The organism is Streptomyces sp. NPDC001985 (assembly GCF_040296845.1).
Taxonomy (GTDB): Bacteria; Actinomycetota; Actinomycetes; order Streptomycetales; family Streptomycetaceae; genus Streptomyces.
The window spans coordinates 67,997-85,693 of record NZ_JBEOYB010000032.1 but is presented as its reverse complement, the minus strand read 5'-3'; the positions used below and the strand labels follow the sequence as shown (position 1 = coordinate 85,693).

The window sequence follows — 17,697 nt, the reverse complement described above, 5'->3', positions numbered from 1 at the left end:
CCGTCACCACCGACGACGCCATCCTCATCGGCTACGCCGCCAAGGCCCCCGACGCCTCACGGCCTGCCGGGACCCCGCTCCACCGTCAGCCGCACCTCGAACGACGCATCGGCACCCGCCCCGGAACCCACCACCCCGTCACCGGGCGCCGGAGTCAGCCCGAAGGTGACCTCCAGGCCGGAGATCTGCCAGCCGTCGCTGTCCGGCGTACCGGCCAGTGAACGGCGGGCGGCCTCGGACGCGTGGTGAATGGCCTCCGCCATGCCGGCGCTGCCCTCCGGGAGAACGGGTTCCGTCCCCCGCGCTACGGTCTCGACCCTGACCACGGTCATCGTGAGGCTTCTCCCAGATCCAGATGAGGAACGGACGCACGGACGGCACCGATGGCCGACAGCCTAGCGACGCGGCGCACCCCGCAGGACCCCTTCGCCGGACACCCTCGGGCACCGCTGCCCCTCAGCGGTACAGGGCGTCCACCTCGGCGGCGTACACCTCCTCGATCGCCCGCCGCCGCAGCTTCAGCGACGGGGTGAGCAGCCCGTGCTCCTCGCCGAACGGACGCGCCAGAATCCGGAACGTGCGGATCGCCTCCGGCTGCGACACCAGGGTGTTCGCCGCGACCACCGCCCGCCGGATCTCCTTCTCCAGCGCCGGGTCCCGCACCAGGCGCGCGGGCGGCAGCGCAGGCTGCCGGCGCATCGCCAGCCAGTGCGCCACCGCCTCCTGGTCGAGCGTCACCAGCGCCGCCACGAACGGCCTGCCGTCGCCGACCACAAGGCACTGCGCCACCAGCGGATGGGAGCGCACCCGCTCCTCCAGCCGCACCGGCGACACACTCCGCCCGCCCGATGTCACCAGCACCTCCTTCTTCCGGCCGGTGATCGTCAGATAGCCGTCGGCGTCCAGGGAACCGAGATCCCCCGTGGCCAGCCAGCCGTCGTGCAGCGCCGCCGAGGTCGCCTTCGGATCGCCCAGATACCCGGAGAAGACATGCGCGCCGTGCAGCCACACCTCGCCGTCGTCCGCGATGTGCACCGTCGTCCCCGGGATCGGCCGCCCCGCCGTGCCGAACCGGGGGCGCTCGGGCGGGTTCGCCGTCGCCGCGGCCGTCGACTCGGTGAGCCCGTACCCCTCGAAGACGGTGATCCCCGCCCCCTCGAAGAACAGCCCCAGCCGCCGGTCCATCCCCGAGCCCCCGGACATCGCGTACCGCAGCCGGCCCCCCAGCGCCTCCCGCAGCTTCCCGTACACCGACCGGTCGAAGAGCTGGTGCTGCACCCGCAGCCCCGCCGACGGGCCGGGGCCGAGGCCGAACGCCCGGTGCTCGCGGGCCTCCGCGTGGCGCACCGCCACCTCCACGGCCCGTTCGAAGGGGCCCGCCCGCCCCTCGCTCTCGGCCCGGCGCCGGGCGGCGTGGAAGATCTGCTCGAAGACATCGGGGACGGCCATGAAGAACGTCGGCCGGAACGCCGCCAGGTCCGCCGCCGGCGCACCCGTGCCCGTGCCCGTGCCCACCAGTGGCCGGTGGCCGAATCTGACCCGGCCGCGCACCGCCGCGACCTCCACCACGCGGCCGAGCACATGCGCCAGCGGCAGGAGGAGCAGCGTCGACGGCTCGTCCCCGGGCCGGGCGCGGAAGAGCGACTCCCAGCGCCCGGTGAGGGTGTCGCTCTCGAACATCAGATTGGCGTGGGTGATCACACAGCCCTTGGGCCGGCCGGTGGTCCCCGAGGTGTAGATCACGGTGGCGGTGGAGTCCGGGGTCACCGCCCGCCGGTGCCGGTGCACCACCTCGTCGTCGATGTGCGCCCCGGACGCCATGAGCCCGGCGACCGCGCCGGTGTCCAACTGCCACAGCCGCTTCAGCAGCGGCAGCCGGTCCACCACCGAACCGACCGTCATCGCGTGGTCCTCGTGCTCCACCACACAGGCCGACACCCCGGCGTCGTACAGCGTCCACAGCACCTGCTCGGCCGACGCGGTCGGATAGACCGGCACCGACTGCGCGCCGACGGTCCAGATCGCGAAGTCGAAGAGGGTCCACTCGTAGCGCGTACGGCACATCAGCGCCACCCGGTCCCCGAACCGCACCCCGCCCGCCAGCAGCCCCTTGGCCAGCGCCAGCACCTCGTCGCGGAAGGCGGCGGAGCTGAGATCCCGCCACCGGCCGGAGCCGTCCTCGCGCGCCAGGGCGATACGGTCCGGGTCGCGCTCGGCGTGGTCGAAGACCGCGTCGGCCACTCCGCCGACCAGCGGTGCCGCGTGCAGAGGAGGGACGGTGAACTCGCGCAAGGGCCTGCTCCTTGTGGTGCTCAGCACAGCGCCGCGACGGTATCCCACCCGGTTGCCGGGCCCATGGGGCGTCCGGGCGCCGGGTACCCGGGGCGGTACCGCCGGTTCAGGGAAGAAATCCGGTCACATGGGGAAGGTGCGGACAGGGTTCTGACTGGTCGGTACGTGGGCGGGGACGGAATCTCCACGGAATCCCTACGGTGCGCACACTGTCGCTTTACCATTTCCGGAGGATTTGGTCCATACCTTTTTCGGAAGTCCTCGCCGCCGGGGGAGCGCCGGGCGTGCTGTCCGCAGGGGCGCCGGACTGAGACGATCATCCGGTGACCTCGCCCGCGATACGCCCCTTCCGCAGCCGCCCCTGCACCCTCGTCGTCTGCCGGGGCTGCTGCTGCGGCAGCGCCCGCAAACACCCCGGCACCGACCACGACGGCCAGCTGGCCCGGCTGCGGGAGGCCGCCGCGGCCTCCGGCGGCCGGATCGAGGTACGCACCACCGACTGTCTCGGGCCCTGCGCCCAGGCCAATGTGATCGTGGTTCAGCCCTCGGCCGAGGGCCGGCGCCGGGGAGCGCGCGCCACCTGGATCGGCTGGGCGCTCGACGACGACGCCGTGGACGACCTGCTGGAGTGGGTGAGGGCGGGCGGCCCCGGCCTCGCCGAGCCGCCCGCGACACTCGCCCTCCAGACCATCCCGGCCCCGCTGCCCAAGGCCGCGCGCCGCTGAGCCCCCGGACATCCCGCCGCCGGCGGCCGGGCTTCCCACCGCGTGGCCTCCCACCGCCGGGCCTCCGGCGGCGGGGCCTCCACCGCCGGGCCGGGCGGCCTCCGGCAGCCGCCGCCGGGGCCGCCGGCCCGGGACCGTACGCCCCGGGCCGGCTCCGCCGGGTCCCTCAGACGCCCCCGCCGTCCAGCACGACGCGCTCCTGCCCCGCGTACACATTCATCGAGGCACCGCGCAGAAACCCCACCAGGGTCAGCCCGCTCTCCACCGCGAGATCCACCGCCAGCGACGACGGAGCCGACACCGACGCCAGCACCGGCACCCCCGCCATCACCGCCTTCTGCGCCAGCTCGAACGACGCCCGCCCCGACACCAGCAGCACCACCCGGGACAGCGGCAGCCCGCCGTTCCGCAGCGCCCGGCCGATCAGCTTGTCCACGGCGTTGTGCCGGCCGACGTCCTCCCGCGCGTCCAGCAGCTCGCCCTCCACCGAGAAGAGCGCCGCCGCGTGCAGCCCCCCGGTGCGGTCGAAGACCCGCTGTGCCTCCCGCAGCCGGTCCGGCAGCGCGCTGAGCAGAGCGGGCCGCACCCGCACCGGCGGCACATCCGCGACCGGATGGCGGGTCGCCGTCCGCACGGCGTCGAGACTGGCCTTGCCGCACAGCCCGCACGACGAGGTGGTGTACACATTCCGCTCCAGCGTGATGTCCGGAACCGGCACCCCCGCCGCCAGCCGCACATCCACCACGTTGTAGGTGTTCACCCCGTCCGCCGTCGCCCCCGCGCAGTACGTGATCGACCGCACCTCCCCGGCCTCGCCGATCACCCCCTCACTGACCAGGAAACCCGCCGCCAGCGCGAAGTCGTCCCCCGGGGTGCGCATGGTGATCGCGAGCGGTCTGCCGTTCAGCCGGATCTCCAGCGGCTCCTCCGCCACCAGCGTGTCGGGGCGGGCGGAGACCACACCGTCCCGGATGCGGAGGGTGCGGCGGCGCTCGGTGACGCGTCCCATGATGTTCCGTATCCGATCCGTCGGCGAAGCGCTGCGGGCCGTACCATTCTCCCCCCGCGGCACGCCCCCGGCGGCCGGGGGCGTCGCACGGGCCGTGCCACACTTACGGAAGCTCCAAATTCCAGGGGCTGAATCCTGTCGGATCACCTGCCGTCGTACCGGTTGGTAGCAGCGAACACTTGGGCATTCCACTGCCCGCACGGAGGGGGTCCGCACATGACCGGCTCACGAATCACCGCCCTCGGGCACTATCAGCCCGCCGGAGTCCTCACCAACGGGGACCTGGCGGCCCTGGTCGACACCAGCGACGAATGGATTCGCACCCGCGTCGGCATCACGACCCGGCACCGGGCCGCCGACGACGAACCCGTCGACGAGCTGGCCGCGCACGCCGCGGCCAAGGCGCTCGCCTCCGCCGGCCTCACGCCGCAGGACATCGGCATGGTCCTGGTCGCGACCTCCACCGCGATCGACCGCTCCCCGAACACCGCCGCCCGCGTCGCCGCCCGCCTCGGCATGGAGTCGCCGGCCGTGATGGACGTGAACGTGGTCTGCGCCGGGTTCACCCACGCCCTCGCCACCGCCGACCACACCGTGCGGGCCGGTGCCGCCGAGCGGGTCCTGGTGATCGGCGCCGACAAGATGACCGCCGTGACCGACTGGACCGACCGCACCACCTGCGTCCTGGTCGGGGACGGCGCGGGCGCCGCCGTCGTCGAGGCCGTCCCGGACGGCGAGGAGCCCGGTATCGGCCCCGTGCTGTGGGGCTCGGTCCCCGCCATGGGCCACGCCGTGCGCATCGAGGGCACCCCGCCGCGCTTCGCCCAGGAGGGCCAGACCGTCTACCGCTGGGCCACCACCCAGCTGCCGCCCATCGCCCGCAAGGTCTGCGAGCGCGCCGGGGTGCGCCCCGACGAGCTGGCCGCCGTCGTCCTCCACCAGGCGAACCTGCGGATCATCGAGCCCGTCGCGCAGAAGATCGGGGCGGTCAACGCCGTCATCGCCCGGGACGTGGTCGAGTCGGGCAACACCTCCGCCGCCTCCATCCCGCTCGCCCTCGCCAAGCTGGTCGAACGCGGGGAGATCACCTCCGGCGACCCGGTGCTGCTCTTCGGCTTCGGCGGCAATCTCTCCTACGCGGGTCAGATCATCCGCTGCCCGTGAGCCGGCCCCGTGAGCCGGCCCGGTGAGCCGGTCCGGTGAGGCCGCCCGCGAGACGGCGGAACCCGGGACGCCCGCCCGCGAGACGCCCGCCCGTGAGACGGCGGCCCGCGACACGGCCCGCGCCGGTGCCCTCGCTGGGCCCGTGCGCCCGGCCCGGACTGCCCCGTGACCGGCCCCGGGGGAGACTGGGGACCATGACCGCTGTGAGAAGCGCGGGGCTCCTGCTGTTCCGGGGGCGGGGCGACGGCATCGAGGTCCTCATCGGACACATGGGCGGCCCCTACTGGGCGGCCCGCGACGAACAGTCCTGGTCGGTCCCCAAGGGGCAGTACACCCCCGAGGAGGAACCGGCCGCGGCGGCCCGCCGGGAGTTCGAGGAGGAACTGGGACTCGCACCGCCCGAGGGCGAGTGGCTCCCTCTCGGCGAGGCCCGCCAGCCCGGTGGCAAGGTCGTCACCCTCTGGGCCCTCGCCGCCGACCTCGACATCTCCCTCGTGGTGCCGGGCACCTTCACCATGGAGTGGCCCCCGCGCTCGGGCCGCCTCCAGGAGTTCCCCGAGATCGACCGGGTCGGATGGTTCGGCCTCGACGAGGCCCGCACCCGGCTGGTCAAGGGCCAGCGGATCTTCCTCGACCGGCTGGCGGAGCTGCCCGCGGCGGCCGGCCGGGAGTGAGAGAACCTCCGGGAACACCCTGACCCGCCACCACGCCTCCGGCTTTGTCCCGAGTGTGGAAGAAGTTGCACCGGAACTCTGCTCAAGTTCTTCCCACTCCGTCAAAGCGCTGCTACGTTCCCCTCCAGAGCCGGATCACCCGCGAGCCGCACGGGGTCTCCCCTGACGAAGGCCCGGGGAAGGGAGGGGCAGTTGAGACGCATGACCGCTCGACCCGCCAACGCTCACCAGGCCCGGCTGCTGAAGCTGCTGCGCGACGGAGGGCCCAACTCCCGGGCACAGCTCGGCGATCTCGTCGACCTCTCCCGCTCCAAACTCGCCGTCGAGGTCGACCGGCTGCTGGAGACCGGGCTCATCGTCGCCGACGGACTCGCCGCCTCACGCGGCGGCCGGCGCTCCCACAACATCCGGCTCGCGCCCGGACTGCGCTTCCTCGGCGTCGACATCGGCGCCACCTCCATCGACGTCGCGGTCACCAACGCGGAACTGGAGGTACTCGGCCACCTCAACCACCCCATGGACGTCCGCGAGGGACCCGTCGCCGTCTTCGAACAGGCCCTGTCGATGGCGGCCAAACTCAAGGCCACCGGAATCGCCGAGGGCTTCGACGGCGCCGGTATCGGCGTCCCCGGGCCCGTCCGCTTCCCCGAGGGCGTCCCCGTCGCACCCCCGATCATGCCCGGCTGGGACGGATTCCCGGTACGCGAGGCCCTCAGCCAGGATCTCGGCTGCCCGGTCATGGTCGACAACGATGTGAACCTCATGGCGATGGGGGAGCAGCACGCCGGTGTCGCCCGCTCCGTCGCCGACTTCCTCTGCGTCAAGATCGGCACCGGCATCGGCTGCGGCATCGTCGTCGGCGGCCAGGTCTACCGGGGGACGACGGGCAGCGCCGGCGACATCGGCCATATCCAGGTCGACCCCGGGGGCCGCCCCTGCGCCTGCGGCAACAGGGGCTGTCTGGAAGCGCACTTCAGCGGCGCCGCGCTCGCCCGCGACGCCGAGGAGGCCGCCCGCTCCGGCCGCTCCCCGGAACTCGCCGAACGGCTCGCGGCGGCGGGCGCGCTCACCGCCGTCGACGTGGCCGCCGCCGCGGCGGCCGGTGACACCACCGCGCTCGACCTCATCCGCGAGGGCGGCAACCGCGTCGGCCAGGTCATCGCCGGGCTCGTCAGCTTCTTCAACCCCGGGCTCGTGGTGATCGGCGGCGGGGTCACCGGCCTCGGCCACACCCTCCTCGCCAGCGTGCGCACCCAGGTCTACCGCCAGTCGCTGCCCCTGGCGACCGGCAACCTCCCCATCGTCCTCGGCGAACTGGGCCAGATCGCCGGCGTCACCGGCGCCGCCCGCCTCATCAGCGACCACCTCTTCTCCCCGGCCTGACCCTCCACCCCGACCCCGCCCGGCACCCTCTCCCCGTCCAGCGTCCTGAGCCCGTCCGGCGTGTGAGGCCGGACCGTCGCCCCGGGGCTCCCGAGCACGACCGGCCCCGGGCCAACCGCCCCTGATCCGCCCGGTACCCTCCGCCCGTCCAGCGCCCTGAGCCCGTCCGGCGATCGAGGACGACCCGAGCCCCGGGCTCCCCGAGGACAACCGCACCCGCACCCGCACCCGCACCCCGAGCCCACCCCACCCCGGCCAGAGGGGACCCACATGCCCCCACCTCTTCTCACCATGTCCGCCATCACCAAATCCTTCCCCGGCGTCCGCGCGCTCGACGGCGTCGACCTGGAAGTCCACGCCGGCACCGTCCACTGCCTCCTCGGCCAGAACGGCGCCGGCAAATCCACCCTCATCAAGGTCCTCGCCGGCGCCCACCAACCCGACAGCGGCACCATCACCTGGTGCGGCACCGAGGTCTCCCTCCCCTCGCCCCTCGCCGCCATGCGGCTCGGCATCGCCACCATCTACCAGGAACTCGACCTCGTCGAAGGGCTCTCCGTCGCCGAGAACGTGTATCTCGGCCACGAACCCACCACCGCCGGATTCCTCATCCGGAGCAAGGACGCCCGCGCCGCCACCGCCCGGCTCCTCGCCCGCCTCGGCCACCCCGGGATCGAACCCGGCCGGCTCGTCGGCGACCTCCCCGCCGCCCAGCGGCAGATCGTCTCCATGGCCCGCGCCCTCTCCCACGACGTCCGCCTCATCGTCATGGACGAGCCCTCCGCCGCCCTCGACCCCGACGAGGTCGACAACCTCTTCCGCACCGTCGCCGACCTCACCGCCGACGGCGTCGCCGTCATCCACATCTCCCACCGCCTGGAGGAGATCCGGCGCATCGGCGACCAGGTCACCGTCCTCAAGGACGGCCGCGCCGTCGCCGGCGGACTCCCCGCCAGAACCACCCCCACCCGCGACATCGTCGCCCTGATGACCGGCCGCAATGTCGAGTACGTCTTCCCGGAGCGCCCCCGGCGCCCCGCCCCGCCGGACCACCCCGCCCCGCCGGACCACCCCGCCCCGCAGGGCAGCCCCGTCCCGCAGGGCCACGCCGTACAGCCGGACCACGCCGTACAGCCGGGCCGCCCCGCCCCGCCGGAGCCCGCCGCTCCCGTCGTGCCCCCCGTCCTCACCGTCCAAGGGCTCACCAGGAAGGGCGAGTTCACCCCCCTCGACCTCGAACTGCGGCCCGGCGAGATCGTCGGCCTCGCCGGACTCGTCGGCTCCGGCCGCTCCGAGATCCTGGAGACCGTCTACGGAGCCCGCAAACCCACCGCGGGACGCGTCCTCGTCGACGGCAGACCCCTGCGCCCCGGCAGCGTGCGCGCCGCCGTCGCCGCCGGAATCGGACTCGCCCCCGAGGAACGCAAGGCCCAGGGCCTCCTCCTCATCGAATCCGTCACCCGCAATGTCACCCTCTCCTCCCTCGCCCGCTTCTCCCGGGCCGGCTGGCTCGACCGCGCCGCCGAACGCGCCGCCGCGCAGCAGGCCACCAGGGAACTCTCCCTGCGCCCCGACAACCCGGACGCCCGCATCCGTACCCTCTCCGGCGGCAACCAGCAGAAAGCGGTACTCGCCCGCTGGCTGCTGCGCGGCTGCCGCGTCCTGCTCCTCGACGAACCCACCCGGGGCGTCGACGTCGGAGCGCGCGCCGAGCTGTACGCGGTGATCCGCCGGCTCGCGGACGAGGGCCTGGCCGTCCTTCTCGTCTCCAGCGAGGTGCCCGAGGTCCTGGGCCTCGCCGACCGGGTGCTGGTGCTGCGCGAAGGCACCGTGGTGCACACCGCCGACGCCCGCGACCTCGACGAGCACCGCGTACTCGACCTTGTGATGGAAGGGAGCCCGACGGCATGACGCAGCCAGCCCCCGCGGCACGCCAGGACGCGGCCGCGGACCTCACGAAGACACCCCCGGCCCCCGGCCCCCGGCGCCCCGCGCTCGGAGTGCGCGCCGATGTCCGCACCCTGTCGCTCCTCGGTGTCCTCGCCGCCCTCGTCGCCGTCGGCGGCCTCACCCGGCCGGACGAGTTCCTCGCCACCAGCAATCTGCAACTCGTCCTCACCCAGGCGTCCATCATCGGCGTCGTCACCGTCGGCATGACCTTCGTCATCACCAGCGGCGGCATCGACCTGTCCGTCGGCGCGATCGTCGCCCTCGCGTCCGTCTGGGCCACCACCGTCGCCACCCAGGAGTACGGCTTCGCCGGAATCCTCTTCACCGCCGTCGCCGTCGGCCTCGGCTGCGGACTCGTCAACGGGCTGCTGATCGCCTACGGAGGGATGGTGCCGTTCATCGCCACCATCGCGATGCTCGCCTCGGCCCGCGGGCTCGCCCTCCAGATCACCGACGGCAAGACCCAGATCGTCACCGTCGAGTCCGTACTCGACCTCGGTGTCAAGGACGCCCACATCCTCGGCGTCCCCCCGCTGGTCCTGGTCTTCGCGGCCGTCGTCCTCGTCGGCTGGCTGCTGCTCAACCGCACGACCTTCGGCCGCCGCACCTTCGCCGTCGGCGGCAACGCCGAGGCCGCCCGGCTCGCCGGCATCGACATCCGCCGCCAGCGGCTCTCCCTCTATCTGCTCTCCGGGCTCTGCTGCGGCATCGCCGCCTTCATGCTGATCATCCTCTCCGGGTCGGGCCAGAACACCAACGGCAACCTCTACGAACTCGACGCCATCGCCGCCGCCATCATCGGCGGCACCCTCCTCAGCGGCGGCCGGGGCACCATCGCCGGCTCCGTGCTCGGCGTACTGATCTTCACCACGATCACCAATATCTTCGCCCTCAACAACCTGGAGAGCGCGGTCCAGCAGATCGCCAAGGGCGCCATCATCGTCGTCGCGGTCCTGGTCCAGCACCGCACCCTGCGCGGCAGCGGAGACGCCTGACCCCGCCGCCCCCGCCCCGCTCGCCCCACCCGTACACCCACTTCCCACCGAAGGGCCGGTTCCGCCATGCCACAGAGCCCCGTACCCAGCCGCAGAGGACTCCTCCTCGGAGGCGCCGCCGTCTCCGCGGGCGCCGTGCTCACCGCCTGCACCAGCAACGAACCCGCCGACAGGAAGCCCGCCGCCGACAGCGCCCCCGTCGCCGACGACAAGCCCGGCAAGGCCGTCACCATCGGCTTCGCCGGCCCCCAGGCCGACCACGGCTGGCTCAACGCCATCAACGACAACGCCCGCTCACGGGCGAAGAAGTACTCCGATGTCACCCTGGAGATCACCGAGGGCTCCAACGACACCGCCGCCCAGATCGGACAGATCCAGACCCTGATCAACAAGAAGGTCGACGTCCTCGTGATCCTCCCCGCCGACGGCAAGGCCCTCACCCAGGTCGGCCTCCAGGCCATGAAGGCGGGCATCCCCGTCATCAACCTGGACCGCGTCTTCGCCTCCCCGCAGTCCTACCGCTGCTGGATCGGCGGCGACAACTACGGCATGGGCCTCAACGCCGGCCGCTACATCGGAGAACGGCTCAAGGGCAAGGCCGGCGCCAAGGTCATCGAACTCGCCGGCGTCGACAGCCTCGAACTCACCAAACAGCGCACCCAGGGCTTCGACGACGCCCTCAAGAACTACCCCAACATCAAGAAGGTCGCCCGCCAGGCCGCCGACTTCACCGTCGAGTCCGGTCAGGCGAAGATGGCGCAGCTGCTCCAGGCCCAGAGCGGCTTCGACGCCCTGTGGAACCACGACGACGACCAGGGCGTCGGAGCGCTCCGCGCCATCGCCCAGGCCGGCCGCGAGGACTTCGTCATGGTCGGCGGCGCCGGAGCCAAATCCGCCATGGACGCCATCAAGGCCGACAACAGCGTCCTCAAGGCCACCGTGCTCTACCCGCCGACGATGTCCGCGTCCGCCATCGACATCGCCCGCGCCGTCGCCCAGGGCAAGGGCATCGGCGGCATGTCCGAACTGGAGATCCCCGCCACCATCACCCTGTACTCGGCCGTCGTCACCAAGGACAACGTCGACCAGTACCTGCCCACCGGCTTCATCTGAGCGGCACGCCCGCCCCGCGCCGAGCAGACCGACGAGGAGGAATCCGTATGGAACAGACCGACAGCGAGGCCGTACCCCCACCGCCACCGCTCGGTGTCGGCCTGGTCGGATACGCGTTCATGGGAGCCGCCCACTCACAGGGCTGGCGCACCGTGTCCCGCGTCTTCGACCTGCCGCTGCGGCCGGTGCTCGCCGCCATCGCCGGCCGCGACCGCACCGCCGTGCGCGCCGCCGCCGGACGCCACGGCTGGGCCGCCGCCGAGACCGACTGGCGCGACCTCATCGCCCGGGACGATGTGCAGCTCGTCGACATCTGCACCCCGGGCGACCTCCACGCGGAGATCGCCATCGCGGCCCTGGAGGCGGGCAAACACGTCCTGTGCGAGAAACCCCTCGCCAACACCGTCGCCGAGGCCGAGGCCATGGCCGCCGCCGCCGACCGGGCCCGCCCCCGCGGCCAGATCGCCATGACCGGCTTCAACTACCGGCGCGTACCCGCCATCGCCCACGCCCGCCGGCTCATCGCCGACGGCCGTCTCGGCACCCTGCGCCATCTGCGCTTCACCTACCTCCAGGACTGGCTGGTCGACCCCGGCGCCCCCCTCACCTGGCGGCTGGTCCGCGAACACGCCGGCTCCGGCGCGCTCGGCGACCTCGGCGCCCATATCGTCGACCTCGCCCAGCACCTCGCCGGGGAGCATCTGACCGGCGTCAGCGCGCTCACCGAGACCTTCGTACGGGAACGCCCGCTGCCCGCGGGCACCCCGGGCGCCCCCGGCACCGGCACCGTCACCGTCGACGACGCGGCCCTCTTCCACGGGCGCCTCGCCTCCGGAGCGCTCGCCTCCTTCGAGGCCACCCGCATGGCGTCCGGCCGCAAGAACGCCCTCCGCTTCGAGATCAACGGCGAACGCGGCTCCCTCGCCTTCGACCTCGAACGCCTCAACGAACTCTCCTTCCACGACCACACCGAACCCGCCGCCTCCTCCGGCTTCCGGCGCATTCTCGTCACCGAACCCGACCACCCCTACCTCCGGGCCTGGTGGCCCCCCGGGCACGCGCTCGGCTACGAACACACCTTCACCCACCAGGCCCGCGACCTGATCGAAGCCATCGCCGGACGCACCGACCCCGCGCCCACCTTCGCGGACGGCCTCCAGGTCCAGCGGGTCCTGGCCGCCGTGGAGGAGAGCGCCGAGAAGAACTCCGTCCATACCCCCGTACCGCCACAGCTCTGACCAGCGCGGGCCACCACCCGCACGGACCGAGGGAGGCGAGGGCACCATGCCCCGTCCGTTCACACTCTTCACCGGCCAGTGGGCCGACCTCCCGTTGGAGGAGGTGTGCCGGCTCGCCCGGGACTTCGGCTACGACGGCCTGGAACTCGCCTGCTGGGGCGACCACTTCGACGTCCCCCGGGCCCTCGCCGAACCCGGCTACCTCGCCGGGCGCCACGCACTGCTGGAGAAGTACGGCCTGCGCTGCTGGGCCATCTCCAACCACCTCGTCGGACAGGCCGTCTGCGACCACCCCATCGACGAACGCCACCAGGGCATCCTGCCCGCCAGGATCTGGGGCGACGGCGAACCCGAAGGCGTACGCGGGCGGGCCGCCGACGAACTCCGGGACACCGCGCGGGCCGCCGCCGCCTTCGGAGTGCGCACCGTCGTCGGATTCACCGGCTCCTCCATCTGGCATCTGGTCGCCATGTTCCCGCCCGTGCCCCAGACCATGATCGACCGTGGGTACGAGGACTTCGCCGACCGGTGGAACCCCATCCTCGACGTCTTCGACACCGAAGGAGTCCGCTTCGCCCACGAGGTCCACCCCGGCGAGATCGCCTACGACTACTGGACCACCCGCCAGGCCCTCACCGCCCTCGCCGACCGCCCCGCCTTCGGGCTGAACTTCGACCCCAGCCACTTCGTCTGGCAGGACCTCGACCCCGTCGGCTTCCTCTACGACTTCCGCGACCGGATCTACCACGTCGACTGCAAGGAATCCCGCAAACGGCTCGACGGCCGCAACGGGCGCCTCGGCTCCCATCTGCCCTGGGGCGACCCCCGCCGGGGCTGGGACTTCGTCTCCGCCGGACACGGCGACGTCCCCTGGGAGGACGTCTTCCGGATGCTGCGCTCCATCGGCTACGACGGGCCCGTCTCGGTGGAGTGGGAGGACGCCGGGATGGACCGGCTCACCGGCGCGCCCGAGGCCCTCGCCCATCTGAAGCAGTTCGACTTCGACCCCCCGGCCGCTGCTTTCGACGCCGCCTTCGGCAGCGGCCGGTAACCGGCCACAGCCGCACCACCGCAGGTCACGGCCCGGTGGCCCGATCCGCCGCCGGGTCGGTCCGCCCTGCCCGGAACCCCTTTGTCCCGCCGAGAGCGGAAGCCGAACCCGTCTCCCGCACAAGGGGTTTCCGATCCGGACGTACCCGTCTACCGTCCCAGATGTGTACAGCACTGAGGTGGTCCCCGGTGTGACGGCGCACTCCGGTTCCACGGCACCCCCCGCCCGTTCAACCGGTCCATTCCGGAGGAAAACGTGCACTCGACTCTGCCCCCGAACCGCCCCGCCCGCAGGACAAGATCCCGAGCCCGCACCGCGCTCGCCCTCCTCACCGGCACGCTCCTCGCGGCCACCACCGTCGTCCTCGCCCCCGCGCAGGCCGCCGCCGAGCCTCCCGCCCGCGCCGCCGCGCAAACGGACACCCGCGCCGCCGCACAAGCGGACACCCGGACTGCCGCGCACACGGGCGTCCGCGCCTCGGCGGAATCCGCACCGGACCCCGCAGCCGAGGAATTCCAGCAGGTCACCCTCGCCAAGGGCGCCGCCGAAACCGGCGAACCCATCTCGCTGGCCGTCCTCCCGGACCGCAGCGTCCTGCACACCTCCCGCAACGGCGAACTGCGGATCACCGACAGCGCGGGCAACACCCGGCTCGCCGGCTCCCTCCCCGTCTACACCCACGACGAGGAGGGCCTCCAGGGCATCGGCCTCGACCCCCGCTTCAGCGAGAACCGCTTCGTCTACCTCTACTACGCGCCGAAGCTCGACACCCCCGCCGGTGACGCCCCCGCCGACGGAACCGCGGCCGACTTCGCCCCCTTCGACGGCGTCAACCGGCTCTCGCGCTTCGTGCTCAAGGCCGACGGCACACTCGACAACGCCAGCGAGAAGAAGATCCTCGACGTTCCGGCGACCCGCGGCATCTGCTGCCACGTCGGCGGCGATATCGACTTCGACGCCCAGGGCAATCTCTATCTGTCGACCGGCGACGACTCCAACCCCTTCGCCTCCGACGGATACACCCCCGTCGACGACCGCCCCGGCCGCAACCCCGCGTACGACGCGCGCCGCACCTCCGGCAACACCAACGACCTCCGCGGCAAGATCCTCCGCATCAAGGTCGCCGACGACGGCTCCTACACCGTCCCCGAAGGGAACCTCTTCGCGCCCGGCACGGACAGGACCCGGCCCGAGATCTACGCCATGGGCCTCCGCAACCCCTTCCGCTTCAGCGTCGACCGCAAGACCGGCCACCTCTACGTCGGCGAGTACGGCCCCGACGCCGCCGCCGCCGACCCCGCACGCGGCCCCGCGGGCAAGGTCGGCTTCCTCCGCGTCACCCAGCCCGTCAACTTCGGCTGGCCCTTCTGCAGCACCGCCGGCGAGCCCTACACCGACTACGACTTCGCCACCAAGACCCCCGGCGCCACCTTCGACTGCGCCGCCCCCCGCAACGAATCCCCCCACAACACCGGGCTCACCGAGCTGCCCGCCGCGCAGAAGGCATGGATTCCCTACAACGGGGGCTCCGTGCCCGCCTTCGGCACCGGCTCCGAATCACCCATGGGCGGACCCGTCTACCGCTACGACCCGGAGAACCCCTCCCCGGTCAAATTCCCCGAAGCCTACGACGGCGACTTCTTCGCCGGGGAATTCGGCCGCCGCTGGATCAAACGCATCGAACAGGGCACGGACGGCTCCCTCGGCACCATCAACCCCTTCCCCTGGACCGGCACCCAGGTCATGGACATGGCCTTCGGACCGGACGGCGCCCTCTACGTCCTCGACTACGGCACCGCCTGGTTCGGCGGCGACCACAACTCCGCCCTCTACCGGATAGAGAACGCCACCGGCGGGCGCTCACCCGTCGCCGAAGCCGCCGCCGACAAGACCTCCGGCAAAGCCCCCCTCCGCGTGTCCTTCTCCTCCGAAGGCACCACCGACGCCGACGGCGACACCCTCACCCACCACTGGGACTTCGGTGACGGCACCACCTCCACCGAAGCCAACCCCAGCCACCGCTACCGCGCCAACGGCACCTACACCGCCACCCACACCGCCAAGGACCCCACCGGCCGCACCGGCGCCGCGAGCGTCCGCATCGTCGTCGGCAACACCGCCCCCAAGGTCACCCTCGAACTCCCCGCCGACGGAACTCTCTTCAGCTTCGGCGACGACATCCCCTTCCGCGTCAGAGCCACCGACGCCGAGGACGGACCCGTCGACTGCGCCAAGGTCAAGGTCAGCTACATCCTCGGCCACGACAGCCACGGCCACCCCATCACCTCCGCCAACGGCTGCACCGGCACCATCAAGACCTCCTCCGACGGCGGACACGACCCCAACGCCAACATCTTCGGCGTCCTCGACGCCGAGTACACCGACGGCGGAGGCGGCGGCCAGGCCCCCCTCACCACCCACGACCAGGTCCAGCTCCAGCCCCGCCACCGGCAGGCCGAGCACTACAACGCCTCCCAGGGCATCCGCACCTACAACAAGGCCACCGCCAACGGCGGCAGAACCGTCGGAGACATCAACAACGACGACTGGATCTCCTTCAAGCCCTACAACCTGACCGGAGCCACCAAACTCACCGCCCGGATCTCCTCCAACGGCGCCGGCGGCTTCCTCGAAGTCCGCACCGCGTCACCCACCGGGAAGATCCTCGGCTCCACCCCCATACCCGTCACCGGCGGCTGGGAGACCTTCCAGGACATCGACCTGCCCCTGCGGTCCGTGCCCAAGAAGACCACCGAACTCTTCCTCGTCTTCAAGGGCGGCACCGGAGCCCTCTACGACCTGGACGACTTCACCCTCTCCAACAGCCCCCCGGACCGCACCGCCAAACGCATCCTCGTCTTCTCCAAGACCGCCGGCTACCGCCACGCCTCCATCCCCGCCGGCATCACCGCACTCAAGGAACTCGGCAGAACCAGCAACATCACCGTCGACTCCACCGAAACCGCGGCCCAGTTCACCACCAGCAACCTCGCCCGCTACGACGCCGTCGTCTTCCTCTCCACCACCGGCAACGTCCTCAACGCCGCCCAGCAGCTCGCGTTCGAGAACTACATCGCCACCGGCGGCGGCTACATGGGCATCCACGCCGCCGCCGACACCGAATACGACTGGCCCTACTACGGCAGACTCGTCGGCGCCTACTTCAGCTCCCACCCCCGCATCCAGTCCGCGACCGCACGCGTCGAGGACCGCGCCCACCCCGCCACCCAGCACCTCGGCGAGGAGTGGACCCGCACCGACGAGTGGTACAACTTCGCCACCAACCCCCGAGGCAACACCCGCGTCCTCGCCGGCCTCGACGAAACCACCTACGAGGGCGGCACCATGAAGGGCGACCACCCCATCGCCTGGTGCCAGACCTTCGAAGGCGGCCGGTCCTTCTACACCGGCGGCGGCCACACCCAGGACTCCTACACCGAACCCGCCTTCCGCCAGCACCTCCTCGGCGGACTGCGCTACGCATCCGGCCAGGTCAAAGCCGACTGCACCCCCCGCACCGGTGAACGGTCCCTCTTCAACGGCAAAACCCTCAACGGCTGGAAGCAGGCCGGCCCCGGACGCTTCACCGTCACCGACGGAGCGCTCCGCACCGAAGGCGGCATGGGCATGCTCTGGTATCACGCCAAGGAGCTCACCTCCTACACCCTGGAACTCGACTGGAAGGTCGACGGAGACGACAACTCCGGCATCTTCATCGGCTTCCCCGCCTCCGACGACCCCTGGTCCGCCGTCACCAACGGCCATGAGATCCAGATCGACGCCACCGACGCCCCCGACCGCACCACAGGCTCCGTCTACGGCTTCAAATCAGCCGACCGCAAAGCCCGCGACCGCGTACTGCGGCCCCCGGGCCAGTGGAACACCTACGAAATCAAGGTCAAGGGCGAACGCCTCCAGCTCTTCCTGAACGGCTCCAAGATCAACGACTTCACCAACACCGACCCCGCCCGCAGCCTCACCGACGGATACATCGGCCTCCAGAACCACGGCACCGACGACCAGGTGTCCTTCCGCGACATCACCCTCAGGGAGCAGCCCCAGTAGGCCGCACCCGCCACGACGGCGGCGGGCGGGGAGGCGCC

At 72.1% G+C, this 17,697-nt stretch carries 13 protein-coding genes; 10 read left to right on the top strand and 3 right to left on the bottom strand.

The annotated features are described in order from the left end of the window. Window positions 1-56: 56 nt before the first annotated feature. Both ABT122_RS16725 and ABT122_RS16720 read right to left on the bottom strand, forming a co-directional pair. Window positions 57-332, bottom strand: coding sequence for a hypothetical protein (locus ABT122_RS16725; RefSeq protein WP_351551779.1), 276 nt, complete (start codon window positions 330-332; stop codon window positions 57-59). Window positions 333-456: 124 nt separating this feature from the next. Next, complete coding sequence (locus ABT122_RS16720; RefSeq protein ID WP_351551776.1) at window positions 457-2,292, bottom strand: AMP-dependent synthetase/ligase; 1,836 nt, start codon at window positions 2,290-2,292, stop codon at window positions 457-459. 323 nt (window positions 2,293-2,615) lie between these two features. Between ABT122_RS16720 and ABT122_RS16715 the strand changes: the two genes are divergently transcribed. After that, a complete protein-coding gene (locus ABT122_RS16715) occupies window positions 2,616-3,017 on the top strand; it encodes a (2Fe-2S) ferredoxin domain-containing protein (protein ID WP_351551773.1) in 402 nt (133 codons plus the stop codon). Between the two features lie 166 nt (window positions 3,018-3,183). Here ABT122_RS16715 and fdhD read toward each other — a convergent pair whose 3' ends face one another. Further along, window positions 3,184-4,026, bottom strand: a complete 843-nt coding sequence (fdhD, locus tag ABT122_RS16710; protein ID WP_351551770.1) for a formate dehydrogenase accessory sulfurtransferase FdhD — start codon at window positions 4,024-4,026, stop codon at window positions 3,184-3,186. A gap of 216 nt (window positions 4,027-4,242) precedes the next feature. On the opposite strand from fdhD, the gene ABT122_RS16705 reads away from it, so the two are divergent. The 9 genes from ABT122_RS16705 (at window position 4,243) to ABT122_RS16665 (ending at window position 17,659) form a co-directional block, all read left to right on the top strand. Beyond that, window positions 4,243-5,190, top strand: a complete 948-nt coding sequence (locus ABT122_RS16705) for a beta-ketoacyl-ACP synthase III (protein WP_351551767.1) — start codon at window positions 4,243-4,245, stop codon at window positions 5,188-5,190. 194 nt (window positions 5,191-5,384) lie between these two features. Next, window positions 5,385-5,864 carry an NUDIX hydrolase gene (locus ABT122_RS16700; RefSeq protein ID WP_351551765.1) on the top strand — a complete coding sequence of 160 codons (480 nt, stop codon included), beginning with the start codon at window positions 5,385-5,387 and terminating at the stop codon, window positions 5,862-5,864. 201 nt (window positions 5,865-6,065) lie between these two features. Beyond that, a complete protein-coding gene (locus ABT122_RS16695) occupies window positions 6,066-7,247 on the top strand; it encodes an ROK family transcriptional regulator (RefSeq protein ID WP_351551762.1) in 1,182 nt (393 codons plus the stop codon). A gap of 270 nt (window positions 7,248-7,517) precedes the next feature. Continuing rightward, complete coding sequence (locus ABT122_RS16690; RefSeq protein WP_351551759.1) at window positions 7,518-9,158, top strand: sugar ABC transporter ATP-binding protein; 1,641 nt, start codon at window positions 7,518-7,520, stop codon at window positions 9,156-9,158. Further along, window positions 9,155-10,192: an ABC transporter permease gene (locus ABT122_RS16685; protein ID WP_351551757.1), complete on the top strand. Its 1,038-nt coding sequence runs from the start codon at window positions 9,155-9,157 to the stop codon at window positions 10,190-10,192. The genes ABT122_RS16690 and ABT122_RS16685 overlap by 4 nt, the downstream gene beginning before the upstream one ends. Before the next feature lie 66 nt (window positions 10,193-10,258). Beyond that, window positions 10,259-11,305, top strand: coding sequence for a substrate-binding domain-containing protein (locus ABT122_RS16680; RefSeq protein ID WP_351551755.1), 1,047 nt, complete (start codon window positions 10,259-10,261; stop codon window positions 11,303-11,305). A gap of 47 nt (window positions 11,306-11,352) precedes the next feature. Further along, the gene (locus ABT122_RS16675; RefSeq protein ID WP_351551752.1) at window positions 11,353-12,543 is read left to right on the top strand and encodes a Gfo/Idh/MocA family protein; all 1,191 of its coding nucleotides are present in this window, start codon (window positions 11,353-11,355) and stop codon (window positions 12,541-12,543) included. A gap of 46 nt (window positions 12,544-12,589) precedes the next feature. Continuing rightward, entirely contained in the window at window positions 12,590-13,594 is a 1,005-nt protein-coding gene (locus ABT122_RS16670; protein ID WP_351551749.1) for a sugar phosphate isomerase/epimerase family protein, read from the top strand. Between the two features lie 255 nt (window positions 13,595-13,849). Beyond that, a complete protein-coding gene (locus ABT122_RS16665; RefSeq protein WP_351551747.1) occupies window positions 13,850-17,659 on the top strand; it encodes a ThuA domain-containing protein in 3,810 nt (1,269 codons plus the stop codon). The last annotated feature ends 38 nt before the right edge of the window (window positions 17,660-17,697 follow it).

What these genes read in the sequence shown, in the direction of transcription:
- ABT122_RS16675 (WP_351551752.1), top strand. Translation starts at nt 11,353, where the DNA reads ATGGAACAGACCGACAGCGAGGCCGTACCCCCACCGCCACCGCTCGGT.
- ABT122_RS16670 (WP_351551749.1), top strand. Translation starts at nt 12,590, where the DNA reads ATGCCCCGTCCGTTCACACTCTTCACCGGCCAGTGGGCCGACCTCCCG.
- ABT122_RS16690 (WP_351551759.1), top strand. Translation starts at nt 7,518, where the DNA reads ATGCCCCCACCTCTTCTCACCATGTCCGCCATCACCAAATCCTTCCCC.
- ABT122_RS16685 (WP_351551757.1), top strand. Translation starts at nt 9,155, where the DNA reads ATGACGCAGCCAGCCCCCGCGGCACGCCAGGACGCGGCCGCGGACCTC.
- ABT122_RS16705 (WP_351551767.1), top strand. Translation starts at nt 4,243, where the DNA reads ATGACCGGCTCACGAATCACCGCCCTCGGGCACTATCAGCCCGCCGGA.
- ABT122_RS16695 (WP_351551762.1), top strand. Translation starts at nt 6,066, where the DNA reads ATGACCGCTCGACCCGCCAACGCTCACCAGGCCCGGCTGCTGAAGCTG.
- ABT122_RS16680 (WP_351551755.1), top strand. Translation starts at nt 10,259, where the DNA reads ATGCCACAGAGCCCCGTACCCAGCCGCAGAGGACTCCTCCTCGGAGGC.
- ABT122_RS16700 (WP_351551765.1), top strand. Translation starts at nt 5,385, where the DNA reads ATGACCGCTGTGAGAAGCGCGGGGCTCCTGCTGTTCCGGGGGCGGGGC.
- fdhD (WP_351551770.1), bottom strand. Translation starts at nt 4,026, where the DNA reads ATGGGACGCGTCACCGAGCGCCGCCGCACCCTCCGCATCCGGGACGGT.
- ABT122_RS16725 (WP_351551779.1), bottom strand. Translation starts at nt 332, where the DNA reads ATGACCGTGGTCAGGGTCGAGACCGTAGCGCGGGGGACGGAACCCGTT.